Origin of the sequence: Hyalangium ruber (genome assembly GCF_034259325.1) — a bacterium.
GTDB lineage: Bacteria > Myxococcota > Myxococcia > Myxococcales > Myxococcaceae > Hyalangium_A > Hyalangium_A rubrum.
In genome coordinates this window covers 357,711-378,918 of the sequence record NZ_JAXIVS010000001.1, presented here as the reverse complement: position 1 = coordinate 378,918, position 21,208 = coordinate 357,711, and the positions used below count along the sequence as shown (strand labels likewise).

Genomic DNA, 21,208 nt, shown 5'->3' with positions numbered 1-21,208 from the left:
GCACCGTTGTCCGACTGTTTTCCAAGATATTGAAATAACTGGGGCCGCGAGGGTGCAACAGGCCGGCACAAGTCGTGCTCTGACAGAGCGGGGGGGATGCCTCCAGCCCGTTTCCCCGGGCCGGACACCTAACGACGGGAGTACACGTGTTCACCATCACGGTGGGGTTGAGCGGGACGCGACGGACGGTGAAGGAGACGCTGGCGAGTCGGGAGATCTTCGTTGGCCGCTCCAAGAAGTGCCAGGTGGTGCTGCCGGAGGAGACCGTGTCCGGCGTGCATTGCCGGCTGGTCGCCATCGAGGGCGGCGCGCTCGTGCTGGATGAGGGCTCCACCAACGGCACCTGGCTCAACGGCCTGCCGGTGGTGCGGCCCATGCTGGTGACCGCGGAGGACGAGCTGCGCGTGGGCCCCTACCTGCTGACGGTCCAGTCCCTCATCGGGGGAGTGCAGGCCGCCCGCCCGAAGCGCAACGAGGAGTACCCGTGGCCCAGCGAGGACTCCGTGGACGGCGAGCCGATTCCTTCCGCGCCACGTCCCCAGACGAACGAGGCCCCCACGGATGTGCAGGTCCCTCAGGCGCTGCTCTTCTGGCGGCTCCTGGGCTTCCAGGAGGGCGCCACGCTGGAGGAGGCCCGCGCCGCGTACCAGACGCTGGCCGCGCAGCACCACCCGGACCGGGTGGCCCAGCTCAACCCCCAGCTGCGCGCCGAAGCCGAGCAGCGCCTGCGGGAGATCGAGTTCGCCTGGCAGTACATCCAGCGGCTCTGCCAGAAGGCCCAGCAGGAGCGCGAGGCCGCCGCCTGAGCGGCCCCGCCGTCCGCCGCCCGCACTCCTACAGGATGGCCCGCACCACGCCGCCGTCCACGCGCAGGGCGGCGCCGTTGGTGGCCGAGGAGCGCTGGCTGCTCACGTAGACGATCAGGTTCGCCACCTCCTCCGAAGAGGCGAAGCGCTTGAGAATGGAGGTGGGCCGCGCGTGGGTGAAGAAGTCACGCTCGGCCGTCTTCGCGTCCACTCCCTGCGTCTTGCCCAGGTCGGAGACGAACTGCTCCACGCCCTCGGAGAACGTGGGGCCCGGCAGCACCGTGTTCACCGTCACCCCCGTGCCCGTCGTCAGCTCCGCGAGGCCGCGCGCCACCGCCACCTGCGCCGTCTTCGTCATGCCGTAGTGGATCATCTCCGTGGGGATCTGCACCGCCGACTCGCTGGAGACGAAGATGATGCGGCCCCAGTTCTTCGCGCGCATCTTCGGGAAGTAGAAGCGGCTGAGCCGGATTCCGCTCATCACGTTCACCTCGAAGAAGCGCAGCCAGTCCTCATCGGGGATCTGCTCGAACGCCTTGGGCTCGAAGATGCCCACGTTGTTCACCAGCACGTCCACCTCGGGGAAGGCCTTCGTCACCGCCTCGGCGCCCTGGGCGGAGGCGAAGTCCGCCGCCACGCCCGACACCTTCGCGCCGGGCACAGCCTGGAGGAGCTGTTCCCGGGCGCGCTTCACCCGCTCCTCGCTGCGACCGTTGAGGACGACGTGCGCTCCCTCGCGTGCCAGCCCCACGGCCGTGGCCAGGCCAATGCCCGCCGTCGAGCCCGTCACCAGCGCTGTCTTCCCTGTGAGTCCCAAGTCCATGTGTGTGTCGCTCCTTGTTTGCGCAGGGATGCTCCAGCCCTCGGAAGGTTTCCCGCCTGCTCAGCTTCGGGCCTTGGGGGGCTCCCAGGCCGGGCTCCAAGGTAGGAGAGCATCACGCCCGGCCGACGGTTATGGTGCGGCGGCATGAATGACAAGCTGAAGGAGCGCCTGGGGCACTTCGGGCAGGGCGGGTATGACGCCTCGCTGGTGGGAATGGACGTGCTCGAGGTGGAGGGCGGCAAGGCCCGGGTTCGGCTGCCCGTCGGCGAGGCGGTGCAGAACCTCCACGGCGCGCTGCACGGCGGCGCGGTGGCCACGCTGGTGGACGTGGTGGGCACGCTGGCCATCATGAGCGCGGACCGGGAAGGCCGGCCCGGCGTGTCCACGGACCTCAACGTGTCCTGGTTCTCCCCGGCGCCGGGAGGTTCCACCGTGCTGGTGGAGGCCACCGCGCTCAAGTCCGGGCGCACCCTGGCCTTCGTTCAGGTGGACGTGCGACGCGAGCGCGATGGGGTGCTCGTCGCGCAGGGCCGGATGACCAAGTTCCTGGGCTGACATGAGCATGTGGATCGGTCGAATTCTCGCCCTCGTGGTGGTGAACCTGCTGGGCTACCTGGTGCTGAAGCGGCTGTGGCCGGGGCTGCTCAACGCGCGGCGCGTGGGCGTGTTCCTGGCCCTGACACTCCTGTCGCTGGTGGCCTGGACCCTGCTCGTGGCGCTGGGGCTTGGGCCTCAAGGTCAGGTGCCCGGCCTGACCGCGCCGCTGAAGCTCTTCTTCGTGGGGTGGACCGTCGCGGCGATGATCGTTGCGGTGTTCGGGCTGCCCTTCCTGCTCGTGCGCTGGTGGCGGGGACGTCGCGCTCCCGCGCTGGCGGTGGACCCGGTCAGCGGCGCCGTGGACCTGGAACGCCGCAGCCTGCTCGTGAACGCGGGGCGCGCCGTCCCGTTCCTGGCCATGGGGACGAGCTCGGCGGGCATCGCCACCGGCATCTCCGGCTTCGAGGTCCTTGAAGTCGAGGTGCGGATGAAGGATCTGCCCCCCGCGCTGGAGGGCTTCCGGATCGGCCAGATCACCGACGTCCACGTGGGCACCTTCATCAGCCCGGAGTACGTCCGCCAGGCCGTGGCGGCGATGAACGAGGCTGGGGTACACCTGCAGGTGATGACGGGGGATCTGATCGATGATCTCACCCAGCTCGACGAGACGATGGAGGCGCTCGCCGGGTGCCGCGCGCAGCACGGGATGGTCGCCATCCTGGGCAACCACGAGTACTGGCGCGGCATCGGGCCCATCCTCGAAGGGTACAAGGGCCTCGAGAAGCGGGGGGCTCCGGTCCGCCTGCTGGTGGACGCCTCGCATGTCCTCGAGCACGGGGGGCAGCGGCTGCGAGTGGTAGGCGTGGACTACCCCATGAGGAGCCGACGCGTCGGCTCGAAGGCCGAGGGTTTCCGGCGCTCGTCGGAGACCGCCTTCCAGGGCACGTCTCCCGAGGAACTGGTGCTGTGCCTGACGCACCACCCCTCGTTCTTTCCGTACGCGGCGGAGCGGGGGGCCCACCTTACGCTGGCGGGCCACACCCACGGAGGGCAGGTGGCGCTGCTGGGCATGCCCCTGTTCTGGTTCGCCTTCGAGTTCATGCTCGGGCGCTACCGGTGGAAGGATCGTCACCTCTACGTCTCGGGCGGCACGGGGCACTGGCTCCCGTTCCGGATCGGCGTTCCCCCCGAGGTGACGATCCTCACGCTGCGCGCGGCGTAGGCCCGCGCGGTCAGGGCACCGCCTTCCGCAGGCGGGGCAGCGGCACGCGGGTGGGCGTGAGGTGCAGTGAGGAGATGCCATCTCCGATCGAGTTGCTGAGATTGTTGCCCCAGCTCATCGCGGTGCCATTGGCGCGGAGGGCTAGCACGCGCGGAGCCATGGGAGGCACCGAGAGGGACACTGCGTCCGTCAGCCCTGGCACCTGGATCCAATCCTGAGCCATGGTCTCGCCTGCCACCCCAAGCACTCCGCTGCTGTTGTAGCCCTTGCTCCAGACGGTGCCATCGTCGCGCACCACGAGGACAGCGCCCGACTCGGTATGGGCTACCGCCACCACATGGGGCATGCCCGCCACCGGGGTGGGGAGCGCGGAGCCGGTTCCGGCCTTGAACCACTCCCAGAGGGTTCCGTCCTCAGCGAGGGCATAGGAGTGGGTCCAGGCCACGCTCACGGCGCGGATGTTTTCCAGCCCTTCGACCTTGCGTGGCACGAGCATGTTCTCCAGCGTCGCGCCGTTGGCGCCCCAGGCCCACACGCTGCCGTCACCGCGCAGCGCCACGGAGGAGTACCAGGAGGAGGCGATGGAGGTGACATCGTCGATTCCTTGCACCTGCGCTGGCGTGGAGCGGTCTTCCATCGTTCCATCCCCCAGCTGGCCGAAGGAATTGCTGCCCCAGGCCCACACCGTGCCGTCCTGCTTCAGCGCCAGCGAGTGCATAGCACCCCCCGCTACGGCTACCGCACCCGTGAGCCCCACGGCCTGCACCGGCGTGGAGCCCCCCTCGGTCCCACCTGTGCCGAGCTGGCCGTAGGCGTTACTCCCCCAGCCCCACACGGTGCCGTCGGCGCGGACCGCCAGCGCGTGCGCATCCCCAGCGCCGACGGCCACCATGTTCGTCAGCCCCGCGACGGGCGCGGGCGTCGCGTGCGCTGGCCGCACGAGCCACCCCTCGGCGTCCCCCCACCGCCAGACAGAGCCATCTCCGAGCACCGCCAGGGCATGTCCGTAGCCCACGGCGCTTGCCTGCGCATTCGTCAGCCCCAGCACCGGGACGGGCGAGAGCCGGCGATCCGTGCCCGTGCCGAGCGCGCCAAGCTCGTTGGCTCCCCAGCCCCAGAGCGTCCCATCGCGCTTCAGGACCAGGGAGTGACGGTGGCCCGCGGCCACCGCCTCTACGCCATGCAGCCCCGGCACCGGCCCTGGGGTGAGCCTCGTGGTCTGGCTTCCATCGCCCAACTGCCCCGAGGAGTTCAGGCCCCAAGCCCACACCGTGCCGTTCTTCTTCAGCGCCAGCGCGTGCATGTCGCTCACGGAGAGCGCCTCCACGTTGTCCAGCCCGGCAATGGGGGCCGCGGTGGAGCGCGAGGGCGCACTGCCGCCGAACAGTCCCTGGGCGTTGTTGCCCCAACCCCACACGGTACCGTTCTCCCTCAGCGCGAAGGACATGGACCACGCCGAGGCGAGCGCCATCACCTTCGTCAGCCCCAGGACCTTCACCGGCGTGGTGCGGCGCTCCTTCGTGCCGTCCCCGAGCTCACCAGCGCCATTGCTCCCCCAAGCTGACACCGTGCCGTCCGCGTGCAGCGCCAGCGAGTGGGTGAGAGACGCCGAGACGGACACCACGTTGGAGAGCCCAGGCACCTGTACCGGCACGAGCCGCCGCTGGGTGGTGCCATCTCCGAGCTGGCCGGAACTGTTGAGGCCCCAGGCCCACACCGTGCCATCCGCGCGCACGGCCAGCGAGTGGTTGGTCCCCGCGGAGAGGGACACCACATGGGTCAGTCCAAGCACCTGGACACGCGTGAGCGGTGACTCCGTCGTGCCGTTGCCGAGCTGGCCGGAATGATTGAGCCCCCAGGCCTGCACGGTGCCGTCCTTCATCAGCGCCAGGGAGAAGTACCCCTCTCTGAGAGAGGAGATCGACACCGCGCCGCTCATACCGGGCATCCGCACCGGCGTGGCCTGACCCAGCTCGATCTGCGGCAAGGTCCCCGCGCGCTCGCCCGAGATGCCACCCCAGACCCAGAGAGCGCCTCTCTCCCCGATGACCATCGAGTGGTTGATCGTGGTGACGAGGAGGTTGCGCTGGGGCTTGCGCTTCTTGGCGGGAGAATGGGTGTCCTCCTTCTCGAAGGTGTCGGGCTCGAGAGAAGGCTCGGCGCGTGCTCCAGGACTCCACAGCGAGAAGGCGAGCACCGCCGTCATCCACAGCATGCGAGGTGTGTAGGGTTGTACCTGTGTCATGGGGCTCCTCATCGGGTTGGCGGCCCCACGAGACACACGCCTCCTGCACGGAGCGGGGGCTCCGTTGGGAGAACAGGACGTGTGAGGGGGACCGTGCCGTGGCCCAAAGCAGTGCCCGTGCCAGCCCTCGGGTCAGTCTAGACCCGCGAAATCAGGGGGAGACCCGTGCGCGGCAGGACGGGGAGTGCCAATTTTCGGCGCTCCAAGTGACACAACGCGCGAGAAGGCCGGGAGGTCGTTATCCCTGGGGCCATGTCGGAGTCCTGGTACGACGCGGTGGTGGTGGGAGCGGGCTTCGGCGGGATGGCCACGGCGCTCGACCTGGTGCAGCGGGGCGCCCGGGTGGCGCTATGTGAGGCGCTCAACTACCCCGGCGGTTGTGCCAGCACCTTCCGGCGGGATGGCTACGCCTTCGAGGCGGGCGCCACCCTGTTCTCCGGGCTGGGCGAGGAGCAGCTCTTCGGCCAGTGGGTGCGCCGCCATGGGCTCAAGGTCGAGGTGGACTGGTTGGATCCCCTCGTGGAGCTGCGCACCCCCTCGCTGCGGCTGAGCGTCTACCGGGATCGCCAGCGCTTCCTGGGGCAGCTCTTCGGCCTGCCAGGCGCTCCGGTTCGAGGGCTCCAGGGCTTCTTCGCGCACCAGCGCCAGGTGGCCGATGCCCTGTGGTCCCTCTTCGATGAGCCGGGACTGCTGCCGCCCCTGGATGCGCGCTCCCTGCTGCGCCATGCGGCCCGCGTGCCTCGCTATATGTCCCTGCTGCGCTGGTTGGGCCGCCCGCTCGGTGCGGTGCTGGAGCACTTCGGCCTGCTGCGCTTCACCCCGCTGAAGACGTACCTCGACGGGCTGTGCCAGATCACCGTGCAGTGCAGCGCCGCCGAGGCGGAGGCCCCCATCGCCATGGCGGCCATGGACTACTACTGGCGCGGGACGGGGCATGTGCGCGGCGGCATCGGCCGGCTGGCGGAGGCGCTCGTGGAGGCCATCACCCGCGGCGGCGGAGAGGTGCTGCTGGCCAACCGGGTGAAGTCGCTGGCGCCCGAGTCAGGAGGGTGGCGGGTGGTGACACGCCGGGGAGAGCTGCGGGCCCGGCACGTGGCCGCCAACGTGCTGCCCCAGGGGCTGCTGCGTCTGCTGGGCCCGTCTTCCGAACAACTGCCCCGGTTGGTGGAGCTGGGCGAGCGCGTGGCGGAAGGGTGGGGCGCGGCCATGCTGTACCGGGTGGTGCGAGCTCCGGAGGGCGCTCCGGCCAAGGCCTGCCACCTGGAGCTCGTGCAGGACGAGGCGAGCCCGTTCGTGGAGGGCAATCACCTCTTCGTCTCCATCAGCGGCGAGGCGGACGTGGGCCGGGCGCCTCCAGGGCACCGCACGCTCACCGTCTCCACGCATGTGCCGCTGCGCACGCTGGCTGGGGCCGCTCCCGAGGAGCAGGGCCGGTACCTGGCCGGAATCCAGGCTCGGATGCGAGAGGGGCTCACGCGGCTCGCACCCGAGTGGGCTCGAGATGTGCGGCATGAGCTGACGGCCTCGCCGCGCACCTTCGAGCGCTTCACCCGAAGGGAGGGAGGGGCGGTGGGAGGCGTGCCGCGCCGGGCCGGGCTGCACCAGTACCGTGAGCTGAGCCCTCGGCCGGTGATGGACGGGCTGTGGCTCGTGGGGGACTCCGTCTTCCCGGGGCAGAGCACCTTGGCCACCGCGCTCGGTGGCGTGAGAACCGCGGCTCGAATCGCCGCCAACCGCTGGAGCCTGGGTATCCTGCGAGGCAGGGGCTCGGGGAGAGGAGAGGCTGAGTGAACATGCAGGGAGCGGTCCTGGTCACGGGGGGCAATCGCGGCATCGGGCTCGAGGTCTGTCGACAGCTCGGCCGGAGCGGGAGGCGGGTGCTGCTGACGGCGAAGGACCCGGCCGCCGGTCAGGAGGCCACCGCCGCGCTGCGCGCCCAGGGGCTGGAGGTGAGCTTCGAGCCGCTGGATGTGGCCTCCGCCGAGAGCATCGACGCGCTGACGGTGCGCCTGGAGCGCCAGGATCAGCGGCTCTCGGGGCTCGTGAACAACGCGGCCCTCACCCTGGAGGGCTTCGACGTGAACGTCGCCGAGCGCACCCTCGCGGTGAACTTCTTCGGCCCGCTGCGCCTGACGGAGCGCCTGCAGCCGCTGCTCGAGCCGAACGCGCGCATCGTCATGGTGTCGAGCGGCTCGGGGGCGCTGGACAACCTCTCACCAGAGATTCGCCGCCGCTTCGAGCCGCCGCCGCCCACGAAGGAGGCGCTGGCCGCGCTGGCGCGCGAGTTCATCGAGGACGTGCGGAGCGGGCAGTACGCGCGCAAGGGCTGGCCCCGCTCGGCCTACGCCGTCTCGAAGGCGGCGCTCAACGCGCTCACGCGCCTGCTGGCCGAGGAGCTGAAGGGCCAGTCCCAGCGGGTGAACGCGGTCTGCCCGGGCTGGGTGCGCACGCGCATGGGCGGGGCCCATGCGCCTCGGAGCGTGGAGGAGGGCGCCGACACCATCGTCTGGGCGGCGACGCTCCCGCTCAACGGGCCCATGGGTGGGTTCTTCCGAGACCGCAAGCCCATCCCCTGGTAGCCGGGAGGGGAGGGCACCTCACACCAGCGCCGAGGGCTCGCCCACCTCGCGCAGGAGCACCTCCGCGGCCCGAGCATCCTTCGGCACACCGAAGCGCTGACGCGAGCACGCCAGGAGCTGCCCCGCATACACACTGTCCTCCAGCCCCGCCTGGAGCTGGCCGTGTTGCACCAGGAGCCGCGCCCGCTCATCCACCAGGCGGGCGAGGATGCGTGCCTGCTCCGCGTGGGTGAACAGGCCGACGACCGAGGCGGCGTCGAAGCGCGTCAGCGTGTCGAACTCCATGCCCAGCGTGGCCACGCTCGCCTCGCGGAGGCACCGCAGGCCCTCCTCCAGGGGCGCACTCTCCCGCGCGCGGGAGAGGAACGAGGAGAACCGGCCGAGCTCACGTACGGCGTAGAGGGTGAAGGCGTGGCGCAGGACAGGCATGAACAGGGCTCAAACTGCCTGAGCGCCCCGAAATCATCCAGGGGCTAGGCGATGCCCTTGCGCAGCCGGTTCCAGTCGAAGTTGGCGGCCGGGTCGCTCTTGCGGCCCTTGGGTACCGCCACGTCCTTGTGGCCCAGGATGTTCTCCGCCGGCACCTTGTGCTCCTGCTTCAGGTAGCCGACGAGCTGGGTGAGCGCCTTGTACTGCGCGTCCGTGAAGGGCGTCTTGCCGCTGCCGTCGTTGACGATCTCGATGCCGATGGAGCGCCCGTTCACGTCCGTGGGCACGCCGTGCAGCTCGCCCTTGCCCGCGTGCCAGGCGCGCTTCTCGTCACCCACCAGCTGGTAGATCTTCCCGTCGGTGTCGAGCATGTAGTGCGCCGACACCTTCGAGTTGGCGTTGCGCATGTGGGCCAGATCCCCCGCGCCGTTGTTGGTGCCGGTGTGGTGCAGGACGATGGTGTCGATGTCCGCGCCGTTGCGCGAGTCCTGGTTGGGCGAGGGCGCGTTGATGACCGCCGGCTTCTTGAAGACGCCCGGCTTGGTGGGCTCGGTCGGCTTGGCCGGGCCGCTCGCCTTGGCCAGCTCCTTCTTCAGGGCCGCCTGCGTCAGGTCTCCGTAGTAGCCGGTGGTGGGCAGCTTCTGGTCCGCCTGGAACTTCTTGACCGCCGCCTCCGTCTGCGCGCCGAACACGCCCGGGCCCGTCTTCACCTGCGCCGCGGTCAGGTACTTGAGCTTCACCAGCGCGTCCTGCAGCTGCTTCACCTGCGGGCCCTCATCACCCTTGCGGATGCCCGCGGGCGGCGCCGTCACGGTGCTCGCGGCGGTGGCGGTGGTGCGGGTGGCGGTGGACGGAGCAGCGCGGTTGACGTTGATGGCCATGGAGGAGTTCTCGGCAGCGAGGTGGTGTAGGAAAACCTGCCCCAGTTATCGGGAAGAGCGTCTTACGGTTGCGTGGAAGTGCCGCTTTTTCCACCTGGGGCGGAGTATTCCAGGAACTGCACTCCAGGTAAACAGGGGGCCCAATTGGTCTTCCGGATTCTCAGAATTTTCATAGGCTCCGGGTTCCCTTCAACTGGAGGTACCCGAATGCGTCTGTTGGCTCTCGTAGGTCTGGTGGGTCTGCTCAGCGGCTGTGGCGCCGGTGTCGAGGAGACGGTAGCCCCCGAGCAGGCTCCGGCGGCGGTGGACGAGCGGACCCAGCAGGGGCCGCCCGAGTCCTGGTGCCGCAGCTACACCACCCAGCAGTACTGTCCGTCCGTCTGTGCCTGGTACAGCTACCCGGCTCCGGGCTACTGCAGCCTGAAGGCCACGTCCGCGCAGTAGCGCCGGCGAGGAGCCCTGGGCCCGCTCAGTCACGGAGCAGGGCCTGAAGGTCCTCGGGAATCGGCATGGGCGTGAAGATTCCCACGCTTGTGCCGCCCGTGTTGCCCCGGGGCGCGCGCCCCAGGAGGGAGCCGGGGCCCGCCAGCAGGAGGCGGGGAAGCTGGCCGAGGAGCTCGCGGTAATTCTGCGTCCGCCAGGCGAAGGTGAACATCCTCCAATGCACGCGGATATGCGGACCGGCGTGGGCCTGGCTGAGGATGTGCGCGCGCTCGAGGTACCGCCACGCGGCCTCGCGCTCGCCGTGGGCCTCGGCCTCCTGGGCCTGACGGAGTTCGGCCTCGAAGTGTGAGGACAACCTGGGGCTCATGGTGCTCATGGGGGTTCTCTAGCGGCCTCTTGCCAACGGCGCGAGGCGCGGTTAACCATGACGGCATGCTTCACGTGGTGTGCGCTCGTCGATTTAGCAGCCCACCGGCTCCCTCTGGGCGTCGGGAGGTCGTGCTGCCGTAGCGCGCACTCCTCTCGGAAGCGGATCGCCACCTCGGCGTGATGCGCTCGCCCGGACTCGCCGGGGGGGCATTCGAGGCCGGTAGCGCCAGGCGGCCCGTCCGCCGGTGCCTCCGGAATGTCCGCTGAGCTTCCCTTCCGATCCGAGAGGTTTCCCATGCTGTCGTCTGTGTCCCTGCTGAGCGCCGAGGATGTTCGGCGCGCCCTGTCCGTCCGCGATCTCACCGACCCCGCCCATGGCCCCCATGCCTTGCAGCAGCTCATCGCCTCCGCGTTGGAGGCGCTGCGCGGAGCGTGGGGCTGCCAAGTTCGCATCCACCGCCAGAGCCCCATCGTCTCCATCGCCGACAATTACGATCACCTTCACTACCCACCCGAGGGAGCCGCGCGAGACGCGCGCTACACGCGCTACATCTGTGACACGGCGCTGCTGCGCACGCAGACCTCGGCCATGATTCCGGGGTTGCTGCGGCGGCTGGCGGCGGCTCCGGCCGAGGATGTGCTGCTGGCCTGTCCCGGGCTCGTGTACCGGCGCGACTGCATCGACCGGCTGCACACTGGCGAGCCGCACCAGATGGACCTGTGGCGCATTCGCCGGGGGCCTCCGCTGAGCGTGGCGGAGCTGCGCGAGATGATCGAGACGCTCGTCCACGCCGTGCTGCCAGGGCGAGAGCTGCGCATGGAACCCGCTCGGCACCCGTACACGACGGATGGGCTGCAGATCGACGTGCGTGAGGGCTCGCAATGGGTGGAGATCGGCGAGTGCGGTCTGGCCTTGCCGGCGCTGCTGGCGGAGAACGGGCTGGAGCCCGGGCGCACCACGGGCCTGGCGATGGGGCTGGGGCTCGATCGCATCCTGATGTTGCGCAAGGGGTTGGACGACATCCGGCTGCTGCGCTCGGAGGAGCCCCGCATCGCCTCGCAGATGCTGGACCTGTCGCCCTACCGCCCCGTGTCGTCGATGCCAGAGGTGCGGAGGGATCTGTCCCTCGTGCTCGGGGAGGAGGAGACGCCCGAGGAGCTGGGAGACGCGGTCCGGGCCGCACTCGGCGAGCGGGCGCACATGGTGGAGAGCGTGGAGGTCCGCGCGGAGACTCCCTACAACGCGCTGCCGCCGGCGGCCGTGACGCGGTTGGGGATTTCGCCAGGGCAGAAAAATGTGCTGCTCCGGGTGGTGCTGCGCGCGCTGGACCGCACGCTGACACACGAGGAGTGCAACATTCTGCGTGACGACATCTACGCGGCGCTGCATCAGGGCACTGCGTGGGAGTGGGCGGCGCGAGCCCACTGAGTCCATGGGGCGGCGGTATGATGACGACCGCCCATGCTCTTCCGACAGAAAGCGCCGCCGACTCGCTCCGAGTTGATCACCCATGCGGATGTCGCCCGGTCCAAGGGCCGGCTCAAGAAGGCCATCGCCGGGTATCGCAAGGCCTTGGAGCTGGAGCCGCAGGACCCCGTCGTCCACGGCAAGCTGGCGCCGCTGCTGGCGCGAACGAATGAGCCCGAGGCCGCGCTGGGGAGCTTCCACGCGGCGGCCAAGGGCCACCTGGACAAGGGCTTCGCCGACAAGGCCCTGGCTGTCTACACGCAGGCGGCGGAGACGTTTCCGCAGCGCATCAGCCTGTGGCAGCAGGTGGCGAAGATGAACATGGAGAAGGGGCGCCGCCCGGATGCGGTGCGGATGCTCCTGCGCGGCCGGCTCTACCTGAACCGCAAGGAGGAGCGCCGCGAGGCCATCACCCTGCTGAAGGAGGCGCTCACGCTCGACCCGGATCTCTTCGAGCCGAAGCTGGACCTGGCGCGACTGCTGGCCCGTCAGGGACAGCGTGCCGAGGCGATGGCCTTGCTCGATCCGATGGTGAAGGGGCTGACGGGAAAGCTGCTGAGGCGGGTGCGCTGGGCGCAGGCGCGCGTCTCGCCGGGCCTGGGTGCGTACTGGCGCTGGCTGCGCGCCGCGACACGGGGGTTCTGAGCGTAACCCACGCCTCGCGCGGTGGGCGTCCGCACCTGCGGTACGGCTCGCCCATCCGCGCGAAGAACATCTCATCCCGCTGAAGGTCGTCGCGAGCGCGTCCGGAGCTGCCCGCGTCGTGACGGCCTACAATGGGATGATCATGGGCCTGCGACGCTCCGCGTACCACTTCGGAGTGTCGCAGGAGCTGCCTGGCCTCTCAGGCAGCTGAAGTGGAGGACTTCTCCACCTCACTGTGTCGCAGCTCCGCGAGCATCTGCTCTCCCTCGACCTCGTCGATGGGGACGAAGCGCTCGCGGCCGGGGCGGTAGGCATGGACCTGCGCATTGCCGATGTCGAACCACCAGCCGTGCAGCCGCAGGGTGCCGGCCTCCAGGCGCTGGCGCACCAGCGGGTAGCTGCGCAGGTGCTTGATCTGCTGGAGCACGTTGAGCTGGCTGAGCTGATCCGCCGGCGGCAGCCCCTGGCCCACCAGCCCGCCGTGCTCCAGGGACTGCAGCGCGGAGCGGCCCAGGTTCAGCCAGTCCCCGAGGTTGGGGGAGCGCTCATCGGCATTGCCCGCCAGCAGCGCCTTCATGGCACCGCAGCTGGAGTGGCCGCACACCACGATGTCCTCCACCGGCAGGTGCAGCAGCGAGTATTCCAGCGCCGCCGCCTCGGAGCGGTCTCCCGTGGACTGGCCCGCATCATCCGCGGGCGACACCATGTTGCCCACGTTGCGGATGACGAACAGATCGCCCGGATCCATGGACACCAGGAGGTTGGGCACCACGCGGCTGTCGGCGCAGGTGATGAACAGGCAGTCGGGAGACTGCCCCTTGGCCAGCCGCGCGAACGTGGCGCGGTAGGGAGGCAGGCTGTGACGCTGGAAGTCGAGCAGACCAGTAATGAGCTTCTTCATCGGGCACCTTCCGCGGAGAGAGAATTCGGGGGGGAAACAGCAGAGTCCTTGGGGGCGGCGCTGCCGCCCTTTCGCTTCCAGATGTCCTCGAGCGGCTCCATCCACACCTTGCCGCCCGTCTTGCGATGCGTCTGGCACCAGCTCTCGAGAGCCTCGTAGCCAGAGTGGTCCAACGTCTCGACCGCGACGTCCAGCTCCACCTGCGCGCCCACGGGCACGCTGGCCAGCGCGGCCGACAGCCGGGGCACGCCGACGAAGGTCAGGGCGCCGTCCACGCGCACCTGGTGAACCTCACCGGCCTGCTTCACCTGGACGTTCACCCGGCCCAGCCGCCACAGCAGCCGACCCACGGCCACCACCAGGCCCAGGCCAATGCCGGCCAGCAGGTTGATGCCCACCACGCCAGCCACCGTCACCACGTACACGGACAGCTCGCCGCGGCGGCGCAGCTCCTGGATGTGGTGCGTGTTCACCAGCTTCGCCCCCACGAAGACGAGCAGGCCCGCCAGCACGGTGAGGGGCACCAGCCCCAGCATCGAGCCCAGCAGGGTGACGAAGAGCAGCATCCACACGCCGTGCAGGATGGCGGACACGCGCGACTTGGCCCCCGCGGCGATGTTGGCGGCGCTGCGGACGATGACGCCGGTGATGGGCAGGCCGCCCGCCAGACCCGACAGGGTGTTGGCCATGCCCTGCGCGAACAGCTCGCGGTCCAGGTTGGAGCGCGGGCCGGTGTGCAGCTTGTCGGTGGCCACCGCGCTCAGCAGCGACTCGGCGCTGGCCACCAGGGCCAGGGAGAGCACCGCGGTGATGAAGGCGCCCCAGTTGCCCTGAGGCAGCGAGGGAAGCTGCAGGCTGCTGAAGAGGTCACCCGCGAGCTCCACCTTCTTCACGTCCGCGCCCCAGATGGCCGCGGCCGCCGAGGCACCCAGCACCGCCACCAGCGGCCCGGGCACCTGCTTGAGGCGGCTGTTGGGCATGACCTGCCACAGCACCAGCAGGCCGATGGTGACCAGGCCGAGGATCGTCGCGGGCCCATGCAGATCCGCCAGCTGGGCCGGCAGCTCACGCAGGTTCGCCCAGGCGTTGGACTGCGGCGCTCCGCCCAGGACGATGTGCAGCTGCCCCAGGACGATGAGGATGCCGATGCCCGCGAGCATGCCGTGAATGACGGCCGGGGAGATGCCCAGCGAGGCGCGCGCCACCTTCAGGCCGCCCAGCGCCATCTGCACCAGGCCCGCGGCCGCCACCGCGGCGCAGGTCGTCGCGAAGCCCAGCTCCTGGATGAAGCCGAACACCATCACCGCCAACCCCGCCGCCGGGCCACTCACCAGCAGCGGTGCGCCACCGAAGGAGCCGACGATCAGTCCGCCCACCACGCCGGCGATGAGGCCAGACATGATGGGAGCGCCCGATGCCAGGGCGATGCCCATGCACAAGGGCAGGGCCACAAGGAAGACCACAAAGGAGGCGGGTACATCTTTCGCCAGCACGTCCCGGAACGAACCGGTGGAGCCAGCCTTCTCCACGCCAGACTTCATTTCTCAGCCTCCACGCTGTCCAAGGCGCCGTGCCTCCGCTCGGAAGCACTGCGCGCGTTCGGCACTCACCTCGCAAGGTGCGTGCCAGGGGCGTGGAGCCCGGCTCCGCTCTGAAGTCAGCGGAGGGGATGAAAGGAGGGCTTCAAAAAATTTGAAGTGCCGCCGACGCGAATGAAAAAGCCTTGAATACCTGCTTACTCCTCACCCAGCCGGCGCAGGAAGGTGGGATAGGAGATTCCCAAAACCCGAGAAGCGTCCATGCGGCGCCCCTCCATGCGATCGAGTACGTGCCGCACGTACAGGCGCTCCACCTCGTCCAACGGGCGGGGAGGGCCCGACACCACGAAGGCGGTCGGGTCCACCGTGGAAGAGGGACTCTGCGAGCCCGGTGAGAGCGACTCAAGCTCCAGAGTAGGGCCGCTCTCGAGCACCAGGGCGCGCTCGATGACGTTGCGCAGCTCGCGCACATTGCCGGGGAAGGGGTAGCGCTCGAGTCGCGCGCGGGCCGCGGCCGACAGCGCCACGGGGCGGTGACCCAGCTCCGCGCACAGCTCGGCCACCAGCGACTCGGCCAGTGGCAGCACGTCCTCTCGCCGCGCGCGCAAGGGAGGCACCTCCACCTTGAAGACGCTCAGGCGGAAGTAGAGATCCTCCCGGAAGCGGCCGGCGGACACCTCCTGGGTGAGGTCCCGGTTGGTGGCGGCCACCACGCGCGCGCTGCTGGTCAGCTCGCTGCTGCCGCCAAGCCGCCGGAAGGCGCCCTTGTCCAGGAAGGTGAGCAGCTTGGCCTGCAGCGCCAGCGGCAACTCGCCCACCTCGTCCAGGAAGAGCAGGCCGCCATTGGCCACCTCCACCAGGCCGCGCCGGGCGGTGCGCGCGTCGGTGAAGGAGCCTCGCTCGTGGCCGAACAGCTCGCTCTCCACCAGCGTGTCCGGCAGGGCGGCGCAGTTGACGTGGACAAAGGGCCCCTGCTCCGCGCGCAACAGGTGCAGCTGGCGGGCGAGCACCTCCTTGCCCGCGCCCGTCTCTCCTTGAATCAGCACGGGGCTGCGGGGCGAGGTGGCGATGCGCTCGAGCATCTGCATCGTGCTCTGCATCACCGGCGAGCGCGGTGCCAGCAGGCGCCGGCGGCCCTCCAGCGCGCTCTCCGCCCGGCGCAGGCGCTCCTGCAACTGCACGTCCTGGGCGGCGCGGCGCGCGCGCAGCACCAGGTCATCCAGCTCCACGGGCTTGGCCAGGTAGTCGCGCGCGCCCGCCTTGATGGCCTCCACCGCGCTGGCGATGTCTCCGTGCGCCGTCACCATCAACACCACGGTGCCGGGCAACTGGGCGCGCAGCTCGGGCAGGAAGGAGAGCCCGTCTCCATCCGGCAAGCGGCGATCGAGGATGACCAGGTCCGGGGCCTCGCGGGCGAGCGCCGCGCGCGTCTCGTGCAGCGAGCGGGCGGTGCGCACCTGGAAGCCCTCCTGCGAGAGGACCGAAGCGGCGAGCGAAGAGAAGGTGCGATCGTCGTCCACCAGGAGCAGGGAGGTGCTCATGCGTCGCTCTCCAGGGGTAGGCGAAGGCTGAAACGGCTGCCCTCGGGCAGACGAGTATAGGTGAGGCTTCCTCCGTGAGCCTCCACGGCGGCACGCGCCATGGGCAGCCCCAGCCCCACGCCCTTGGCGCGCGCGGTGGCGAAGGGCTCCCACAGGCGCGGCTCCAGGTCCGGATCCACTCCGCCCGCGTTGTCCTCCACCAGCAGCACGGCCTCGCCGGACTCACTGGCCAGGCTCACCCGCACCCAGGGGCTGGGGCGCAGGCCGGTGTCGCGCGCCACCGCGCCCGCCTCCACCGCGTTGCGCAGCAGGTTGTCGATGGCGGCCACCAGCAGCGCCGGATCGGCGTGAACGATGAGGCCCTCTTTCAGCGACACGCCCAAGGGCACGTCCTCGGCCTCGGGCAGGATGCGCACCGACTGCAGCGCCTCCTCCACCAGCAGGCTGAGCTGGCAGGGGCGACGCTGGGCGGCCCGCGGCGCGCCAAAGGACAGCAGCGAGCGCGCCAGGTGTCCCAGCCGCTGCACCTGGGCGCGCAGGGCGGGCAGGGCCACCTCGCCACTGCTGGTGGCAGGCCGCAGCAGCGAGAGGGCCGCCTGGATGCCATTGAGGGCGTTCTTCACCTCGTGGGCGATGAGCTGGCTGGCCGAGCCCAGCGCCGCCATCGTCTCCTGGTGCCGCAGCCGGTCCTCGGCGGCGAGCAGCGAGCGGTACGAGCGCCGCAACAACAGGGTGAAGAGCACCAGGGTGCCGCCCAGCAGGGCGCTGTGGAAGAAGAGCTGCCCGAGGAAGCGGCGCCGCAGCACCGCGGTGTCCCGCTCCTCATCCTCCAGCACGGCCAGCAGCATGCCGTTGACCCCCTCCGGTACGGGGACTGGGGCCGCCGCGCCCAGCATGTTCTTGCCCAGCAGGCAGATGAGCCCGGGCTGCTCGGCCAGCGCGAACACGCGCGAGGCGAGCTCCGAAGTCCAGGCCAGGGTCGACGGGGGCATGGGCAGGAGCAGCTTCCCGTTCTTCGCCATGAGTAGCGAGACGTTCGTGCCCTTCGCCCGCACTCCCGGCAGCGGGCGTGCGCTCCCTCGCAGCTCGCCCACCAGCAGGCCCACCACCTGCCCCTCACGCACGATGGGCACCGCCACCACCAGGGGCCCGTCGTCCCGCTCCAGCAGATCGATGTCCGAGACAGCCTTGTCCAGCACCCTTCGGAACCAGGGGCGGGTGCTCAAGGGGGAGTCCCCCAGCGACATCTGGGGTGGATCGCTCCACACGCGGCGCCCCGAGGCGGAGAGCAGGGCCACGCCCTCGGAGAAGAGCTGGGTGTGGTGCAGGGCGTTGTCCAGCACGGTCACCTCCGGGCCGGAGGGACCCTCATTGAGGGTGAGCTTCGGGTTCTCGGCCAGGCGCCGCAGCTCCGCCTCCAGCAGCCCCAGGTGTACCCCTAACGCCTCGGCCTGCACCTGGGCCAGGGAGGAGAGGTGCTCGAGCACCTCTTCGCGGGCGTTCTGGACGTCCTCTTGGTAGGCGAGCAGGGGGCTGCCCAGGGAGACCAGGCCCAGCATGGCCAGCCCCACGAGGGCGGAGCGGCCCGCGCGTCGCTGGGTGCGGGCGAACTCCCCCAGGGCCGGGGCCGGCGAGGGGACCGGTAGAGAGGGCGGTCGCGACATGGAAGGCATTCTCTAGCCTGGATGGGCGCGGCGAGAACCAGGAGAAATTCCTGGATTCTGCATCAGGGTGCGCAGGTCCAACCCGGGGGGCCTCCCGAACAACCGGCGGTACTCTCGGCCGAATTGGGAGGGGCTCTCGTAGCCCACGCGGAAGCCGGCGGTGGCCACGTCGACGTCCTCGCTGAGCAGGAGGCGGCGAGCCTCCTGGAGCCGCAGCTGCTTCTGGTACTGCAACGGGCTCATGGCGGTGACGGCCTTGAAGTGGTGGTGTAGCGAGGAGGGACTCATGTGTACCGCTCGCGCGAGGTCTTCGATGCGCAGCGGCTCCGCGAAGTGGGTCTTGAGCCAGCCAAGGGTCTTGGCGATGCGCTGGGCCTGGCTGTTGGCCGTGGCGATCTGGCTCAGCTTCCAGCCGTGCTCCCCCTTGAGCAGGCGGTAGAGGATCTCGCGCATGGCCAGGGGCGCCAGCGCGGGGATGTCCTCGGGCGCATCCAGCAGGCGCACCAGCCGGAGCACGGCCTCGAGCAGCAACGGCGAGGTCTGGCTGAGGAACATGCCTCGGGAAGAGCCTCGCTGTGTGGGTGGGGGCAGGTTCGCCTTCAGGATCAGGTCAGCGAGCTCGGCGGGGTCCAGGTCGAGGCGGAAGCAGAGATAAGGCGTCTTGGGCGTGGCACGTGTCACCTGGCCTGTGACGGGAAGGTCCACGGAGACCACGAGGCATTGCGAGGCGTCATACGGGTACACCTCCTCGCCCAGCATCACCTGCTTGCTCCCCTGGGCGATGACACACAGGGCGGGTTGATGAAGGGCGTGGAGCGGCTCACCGGGACGCGAGGCGCGGATGAGTGCCATGCGCTCGATGGCAGTTGGATGCACGCCGTCACGAGGGGTGAAGCGATCGATCCATGCGGCCAGCTCAGGCAGGAGTGTGTTCGTCGCCATGGAGCATCAGACTACCGCGTCCAGAGTGGCGTGCCCCCCGTATCTCGGAGGGCTTGCAGGATTGGGCAAGAGCACGCCAGGAACGGTCTACCGGCGGTCATGCGAGGGCTCTTAGTTTTGTCTCGGTCCCGAGGCGCACGTGCCACGGGCTCCTGAACGAACCACTGAGGAGAATCCATGTCCGGAATCAAGGGGAAGGTCATCGTCATCACCGGGGCCAGCAGCGGAATTGGAGAGGCGGCGGCGCGCCTGCTCGCCAGGCACGGCGCTCACGTGGTGCTGGGCGCCAGGCGCACCGACAAGCTCGAGGCGATCGCGGGCGCCATCACCGCCGAGGGAGGCTCGGCCCGGTACCGCGCGCTGGACGTGTCCAAACGCGAGGACATGGAGGCCTTCGTGGACTTCGCGCTGAGCACGTTCGGGCGCGTGGATGTGATCATCAACAACGCGGGCGTCATGCCGCTGTCCAAGCTGGAGGCGCTGAAGGTTGACGAGTGGAACCGGATGATTGATGTGAACATCCGGGGCGTGCTGCACGGCATCGCCGCCGGGCTGCCGCTGATGAAGAAGCAGGGGAGCGGGCAGTTCATCAACCTCTCGTCCATTGGTGGCCACGCGGTGTCTCCCACGGCGGCCGTGTACTGCGCGACCAAGTTCGCTGTCATGGCCATCTCCGAGGGGCTCCGCCAGGAAGTCGGTGGCGACATCCGGGTGACGGTGATCTCGCCAGGAGTCACCGAGTCGGAGCTCGCCGACAGCATCAGCGATCCTTTGGCGAAGGAGGGGATGAAGGAGTTCCGCCGGATCTCCATTCCCGCCGAGGCCATTGCCAGGGCCATTGCTTTCGCCGTCGAGCAGCCCGCCGACGTCGACGTCAGCGAAATCATCGTGCGGCCCACGGCGAGTCCCTACTGACAGGCCGTGTGCCTACGCTCGGCTGTCTCGCGTGGCGCGCAGCAGCAGCTCCGGCCCATCGGGCGTCGTGACGAGGCCGACGTCTCGGAAGCCCACCTTGCGGTAGCACGCAATGGCGCGTGCGTTGTCGGGGCTCGGGTCGGTCTGGACGGTGGTGACGCGAGGGTCCTCGAAGAGGAACTGGAGGAAGGCGCGCAGCAGGCGCGTGCCCAGCCCCTGGCCGAGGCGATCGGGCAGGCCGATGAATTGGTCGATTCCCAAGGCACACGGGTCGGTCTCGTCCTGCCACCAGCCCTCGTGCTGATGGGCCATCACTCGGTAGGCCTGCACGAAGGCGAAGGGTACGTCGCCCTCATAGGCGAGGTACTGCACCACGCCCGCTCGGGCGTCGAGCGGGCGCACGTCCTGGGGCGCGAGCCGTGGCAGGTAGTCTTCGCGTACCTCCTCGAAGGTCGGGGTGGGCTCCCACCACTCGGCCACATGCGGCCGCGAGAGCCAGTCGTGTAGCAGGGGAAGGTCTGCCTCGGAGAGGGCTCGGAAGGTGATGGGGGCTGCCATGGCCACAGCATACCCCCGAACATCGGGTGGCAGGCTCGGTCCTCGGTGCGCCTTTCGTGCGTGGGCGGAGGAGGGGACGTACCATGCGCGAGCCGCACGACCCGGAGGAGGTTCCATGGCTGGCAAGAAGCTGCTGATGCTGGTGGGCGACTACGTGGAGGACTACGAGGTGATGGTGCCGTTCCAGGCCCTGCAGGCGGTAGGGCACACGGTCCACGCAGTCTGTCCGGACAAGAAGGCCGGGGAGACGATCCGCACCGCCGTGCATGACTTCGATGGGGCCCAGACGTACAGCGAGAAGCCGGGCCACAACTTCACCGTCAACGCGACCTTCGCCGAAATCAATGCCTCGGGGTACGACGGGCTGGTGGTTCCGGGAGGCCGGGCGCCGGAGTACCTGCGGCTCGACCCGAAGGTGCTCCAGGTGGTCCGCCACTTCGCCGAGGCGCGCAAGCCCATCGCCGCCATCTGCCACGGGCTGCAGCTCCTCGCGGCCGCGGGGGTGCTCGAGGGCAAGCGCTGCACGGCGTATCCAGCCTGTGGCCCGGAGGTGACGCTGGCCCGGGGAACCTACGTCCAAGTTCCGGTGGATGAGGCGGTGGTGGACGGCAACCTGGTGACCGCTCCCGCCTGGCCGGCGCACCCTCGCTGGATCGCCGGCTTCCTCCAGGTATTGGGCACGCGCATCCAGCACTGAGGAA

21 protein-coding genes are annotated in these 21,208 nt (G+C 69.7%); 10 read left to right on the top strand and 11 right to left on the bottom strand.

What is annotated here, in order from left to right; all coding sequences use genetic code 11:
- The first annotated feature begins 146 nt into the window (after positions 1–146).
- Entirely contained in the window at positions 147–806 is a 660-nt protein-coding gene (locus SYV04_RS01650) for an FHA domain-containing protein (protein WP_321543781.1), read from the top strand.
- Between the two features lie 28 nt (positions 807–834).
- On the opposite strand, the gene SYV04_RS01645 is transcribed toward SYV04_RS01650, so the two are convergent.
- Positions 835–1,629, bottom strand: a complete 795-nt coding sequence (locus SYV04_RS01645; RefSeq protein ID WP_321543780.1) for an SDR family NAD(P)-dependent oxidoreductase — start codon at positions 1,627–1,629, stop codon at positions 835–837.
- Positions 1,630–1,773: 144 nt separating this feature from the next.
- Here SYV04_RS01645 and SYV04_RS01640 point away from each other — a divergent pair, with 144 nt between their 5' ends.
- Complete coding sequence (locus tag SYV04_RS01640) at positions 1,774–2,184, top strand: PaaI family thioesterase (protein ID WP_321543779.1); 411 nt, start codon at positions 1,774–1,776, stop codon at positions 2,182–2,184.
- 1 nt (position 2,185) lies between these two features.
- Positions 2,186–3,388 carry a metallophosphoesterase gene (locus SYV04_RS01635; RefSeq protein ID WP_321543778.1) on the top strand — a complete coding sequence of 401 codons (1,203 nt, stop codon included), beginning with the start codon at positions 2,186–2,188 and terminating at the stop codon, positions 3,386–3,388.
- 10 nt (positions 3,389–3,398) lie between these two features.
- On the opposite strand, the gene SYV04_RS01630 is transcribed toward SYV04_RS01635, so the two are convergent.
- On the bottom strand, positions 3,399–5,633 hold the full coding sequence (locus SYV04_RS01630) for an RCC1 domain-containing protein (RefSeq protein ID WP_321543777.1): 2,235 nt from the start codon (positions 5,631–5,633) through the stop codon (positions 3,399–3,401).
- 252 nt (positions 5,634–5,885) lie between these two features.
- Between SYV04_RS01630 and SYV04_RS01625 the strand changes: the two genes are divergently transcribed.
- Together SYV04_RS01625 and SYV04_RS01620 are read left to right on the top strand one after the other, a co-directional pair.
- Entirely contained in the window at positions 5,886–7,424 is a 1,539-nt protein-coding gene (locus SYV04_RS01625) for a phytoene desaturase family protein (protein WP_321543776.1), read from the top strand.
- 2 nt (positions 7,425–7,426) lie between these two features.
- Positions 7,427–8,212, top strand: coding sequence for an SDR family oxidoreductase (locus tag SYV04_RS01620; protein ID WP_321543775.1), 786 nt, complete (start codon positions 7,427–7,429; stop codon positions 8,210–8,212).
- 18 nt (positions 8,213–8,230) lie between these two features.
- Here the strand turns inward: SYV04_RS01620 and SYV04_RS01615 are convergent, their stop codons facing one another.
- Positions 8,231–8,641 (bottom strand): hypothetical protein, encoded by a 411-nt coding sequence (locus tag SYV04_RS01615; RefSeq protein ID WP_321543774.1) that lies wholly within the window; start codon positions 8,639–8,641, stop codon positions 8,231–8,233.
- Positions 8,642–8,685: 44 nt separating this feature from the next.
- The gene (locus tag SYV04_RS01610) at positions 8,686–9,522 is read right to left on the bottom strand and encodes a peptidoglycan recognition protein family protein (RefSeq protein WP_321543773.1); all 837 of its coding nucleotides are present in this window, start codon (positions 9,520–9,522) and stop codon (positions 8,686–8,688) included.
- Between the two features lie 207 nt (positions 9,523–9,729).
- Between SYV04_RS01610 and SYV04_RS01605 the strand changes: the two genes are divergently transcribed.
- Positions 9,730–9,966, top strand: a complete 237-nt coding sequence (locus SYV04_RS01605; protein ID WP_321543772.1) for a hypothetical protein — start codon at positions 9,730–9,732, stop codon at positions 9,964–9,966.
- Between the two features lie 25 nt (positions 9,967–9,991).
- On the opposite strand, the gene SYV04_RS01600 is transcribed toward SYV04_RS01605, so the two are convergent.
- The gene (locus tag SYV04_RS01600) at positions 9,992–10,342 is read right to left on the bottom strand and encodes a DUF3703 domain-containing protein (protein WP_321543771.1); all 351 of its coding nucleotides are present in this window, start codon (positions 10,340–10,342) and stop codon (positions 9,992–9,994) included.
- A 288-nt stretch (positions 10,343–10,630) separates the two neighbouring features.
- Here SYV04_RS01600 and srmL point away from each other — a divergent pair, with 288 nt between their 5' ends.
- The gene (gene srmL / locus SYV04_RS01595; RefSeq protein ID WP_321543770.1) at positions 10,631–11,764 is read left to right on the top strand and encodes a PheS-related mystery ligase SrmL; all 1,134 of its coding nucleotides are present in this window, start codon (positions 10,631–10,633) and stop codon (positions 11,762–11,764) included.
- A gap of 33 nt (positions 11,765–11,797) precedes the next feature.
- Complete coding sequence (locus SYV04_RS01590) at positions 11,798–12,448, top strand: tetratricopeptide repeat protein (protein ID WP_321543769.1); 651 nt, start codon at positions 11,798–11,800, stop codon at positions 12,446–12,448.
- Between the two features lie 199 nt (positions 12,449–12,647).
- Here the strand turns inward: SYV04_RS01590 and SYV04_RS01585 are convergent, their stop codons facing one another.
- The 5 genes from SYV04_RS01585 to SYV04_RS01565 form a co-directional block, all read right to left on the bottom strand.
- Positions 12,648–13,349: a carbonic anhydrase gene (locus SYV04_RS01585; protein ID WP_321543768.1), complete on the bottom strand. Its 702-nt coding sequence runs from the start codon at positions 13,347–13,349 to the stop codon at positions 12,648–12,650.
- Positions 13,346–14,890, bottom strand: a complete 1,545-nt coding sequence (locus tag SYV04_RS01580; RefSeq protein WP_321543767.1) for a SulP family inorganic anion transporter — start codon at positions 14,888–14,890, stop codon at positions 13,346–13,348. Before SYV04_RS01580 ends, SYV04_RS01585 begins: the two co-directional genes overlap by 4 nt.
- A gap of 194 nt (positions 14,891–15,084) precedes the next feature.
- Positions 15,085–16,428, bottom strand: a complete 1,344-nt coding sequence (locus tag SYV04_RS01575) for a sigma-54-dependent transcriptional regulator (RefSeq protein ID WP_321543766.1) — start codon at positions 16,426–16,428, stop codon at positions 15,085–15,087.
- Positions 16,425–18,101 carry an ATP-binding protein gene (locus tag SYV04_RS01570; RefSeq protein ID WP_479691431.1) on the bottom strand — a complete coding sequence of 559 codons (1,677 nt, stop codon included), beginning with the start codon at positions 18,099–18,101 and terminating at the stop codon, positions 16,425–16,427. The genes SYV04_RS01575 and SYV04_RS01570 overlap by 4 nt, the downstream gene beginning before the upstream one ends.
- 3 nt (positions 18,102–18,104) lie before the next feature.
- Complete coding sequence (locus SYV04_RS01565) at positions 18,105–19,034, bottom strand: AraC family transcriptional regulator (protein ID WP_321543764.1); 930 nt, start codon at positions 19,032–19,034, stop codon at positions 18,105–18,107.
- 177 nt (positions 19,035–19,211) lie between these two features.
- On the opposite strand from SYV04_RS01565, the gene SYV04_RS01560 reads away from it, so the two are divergent.
- A complete protein-coding gene (locus SYV04_RS01560) occupies positions 19,212–19,949 on the top strand; it encodes an SDR family oxidoreductase (RefSeq protein WP_321543763.1) in 738 nt (245 codons plus the stop codon).
- Positions 19,950–19,961: 12 nt separating this feature from the next.
- Here the strand turns inward: SYV04_RS01560 and SYV04_RS01555 are convergent, their stop codons facing one another.
- The gene (locus tag SYV04_RS01555; RefSeq protein WP_321543762.1) at positions 19,962–20,507 is read right to left on the bottom strand and encodes a GNAT family N-acetyltransferase; all 546 of its coding nucleotides are present in this window, start codon (positions 20,505–20,507) and stop codon (positions 19,962–19,964) included.
- Positions 20,508–20,622: 115 nt separating this feature from the next.
- On the opposite strand from SYV04_RS01555, the gene SYV04_RS01550 reads away from it, so the two are divergent.
- Entirely contained in the window at positions 20,623–21,204 is a 582-nt protein-coding gene (locus tag SYV04_RS01550) for a DJ-1/PfpI family protein (RefSeq protein ID WP_321543761.1), read from the top strand.
- The last annotated feature ends 4 nt before the right edge of the window (positions 21,205–21,208 follow it).

Bases quoted from the DNA above. Each gene is read 5' to 3' on its own strand.
- SYV04_RS01645 (WP_321543780.1), bottom strand. From the start codon at position 1,629: ATGGACTTGGGACTCACAGGGAAGACAGCGCTGGTGACGGGCTCGACG.
- SYV04_RS01640 (WP_321543779.1), top strand. From the start codon at position 1,774: ATGAATGACAAGCTGAAGGAGCGCCTGGGGCACTTCGGGCAGGGCGGG.
- SYV04_RS01635 (WP_321543778.1), top strand. From the start codon at position 2,186: ATGAGCATGTGGATCGGTCGAATTCTCGCCCTCGTGGTGGTGAACCTG.
- SYV04_RS01630 (WP_321543777.1), bottom strand. From the start codon at position 5,633: ATGACACAGGTACAACCCTACACACCTCGCATGCTGTGGATGACGGCG.
- SYV04_RS01625 (WP_321543776.1), top strand. From the start codon at position 5,886: ATGTCGGAGTCCTGGTACGACGCGGTGGTGGTGGGAGCGGGCTTCGGC.
- SYV04_RS01620 (WP_321543775.1), top strand. From the start codon at position 7,427: ATGCAGGGAGCGGTCCTGGTCACGGGGGGCAATCGCGGCATCGGGCTC.
- SYV04_RS01615 (WP_321543774.1), bottom strand. From the start codon at position 8,641: ATGCCTGTCCTGCGCCACGCCTTCACCCTCTACGCCGTACGTGAGCTC.
- SYV04_RS01610 (WP_321543773.1), bottom strand. From the start codon at position 9,522: ATGGCCATCAACGTCAACCGCGCTGCTCCGTCCACCGCCACCCGCACC.
- SYV04_RS01605 (WP_321543772.1), top strand. From the start codon at position 9,730: ATGCGTCTGTTGGCTCTCGTAGGTCTGGTGGGTCTGCTCAGCGGCTGT.
- SYV04_RS01600 (WP_321543771.1), bottom strand. From the start codon at position 10,342: ATGAGCACCATGAGCCCCAGGTTGTCCTCACACTTCGAGGCCGAACTC.
- srmL (WP_321543770.1), top strand. From the start codon at position 10,631: ATGCTGTCGTCTGTGTCCCTGCTGAGCGCCGAGGATGTTCGGCGCGCC.
- SYV04_RS01590 (WP_321543769.1), top strand. From the start codon at position 11,798: ATGCTCTTCCGACAGAAAGCGCCGCCGACTCGCTCCGAGTTGATCACC.
- SYV04_RS01585 (WP_321543768.1), bottom strand. From the start codon at position 13,349: ATGAAGAAGCTCATTACTGGTCTGCTCGACTTCCAGCGTCACAGCCTG.
- SYV04_RS01580 (WP_321543767.1), bottom strand. From the start codon at position 14,890: ATGAAGTCTGGCGTGGAGAAGGCTGGCTCCACCGGTTCGTTCCGGGAC.
- SYV04_RS01575 (WP_321543766.1), bottom strand. From the start codon at position 16,428: ATGAGCACCTCCCTGCTCCTGGTGGACGACGATCGCACCTTCTCTTCG.
- SYV04_RS01570 (WP_479691431.1), bottom strand. From the start codon at position 18,101: ATGCCTTCCATGTCGCGACCGCCCTCTCTACCGGTCCCCTCGCCGGCC.
- SYV04_RS01565 (WP_321543764.1), bottom strand. From the start codon at position 19,034: ATGGCGACGAACACACTCCTGCCTGAGCTGGCCGCATGGATCGATCGC.
- SYV04_RS01560 (WP_321543763.1), top strand. From the start codon at position 19,212: ATGTCCGGAATCAAGGGGAAGGTCATCGTCATCACCGGGGCCAGCAGC.
- SYV04_RS01555 (WP_321543762.1), bottom strand. From the start codon at position 20,507: ATGGCAGCCCCCATCACCTTCCGAGCCCTCTCCGAGGCAGACCTTCCC.
- SYV04_RS01550 (WP_321543761.1), top strand. From the start codon at position 20,623: ATGGCTGGCAAGAAGCTGCTGATGCTGGTGGGCGACTACGTGGAGGAC.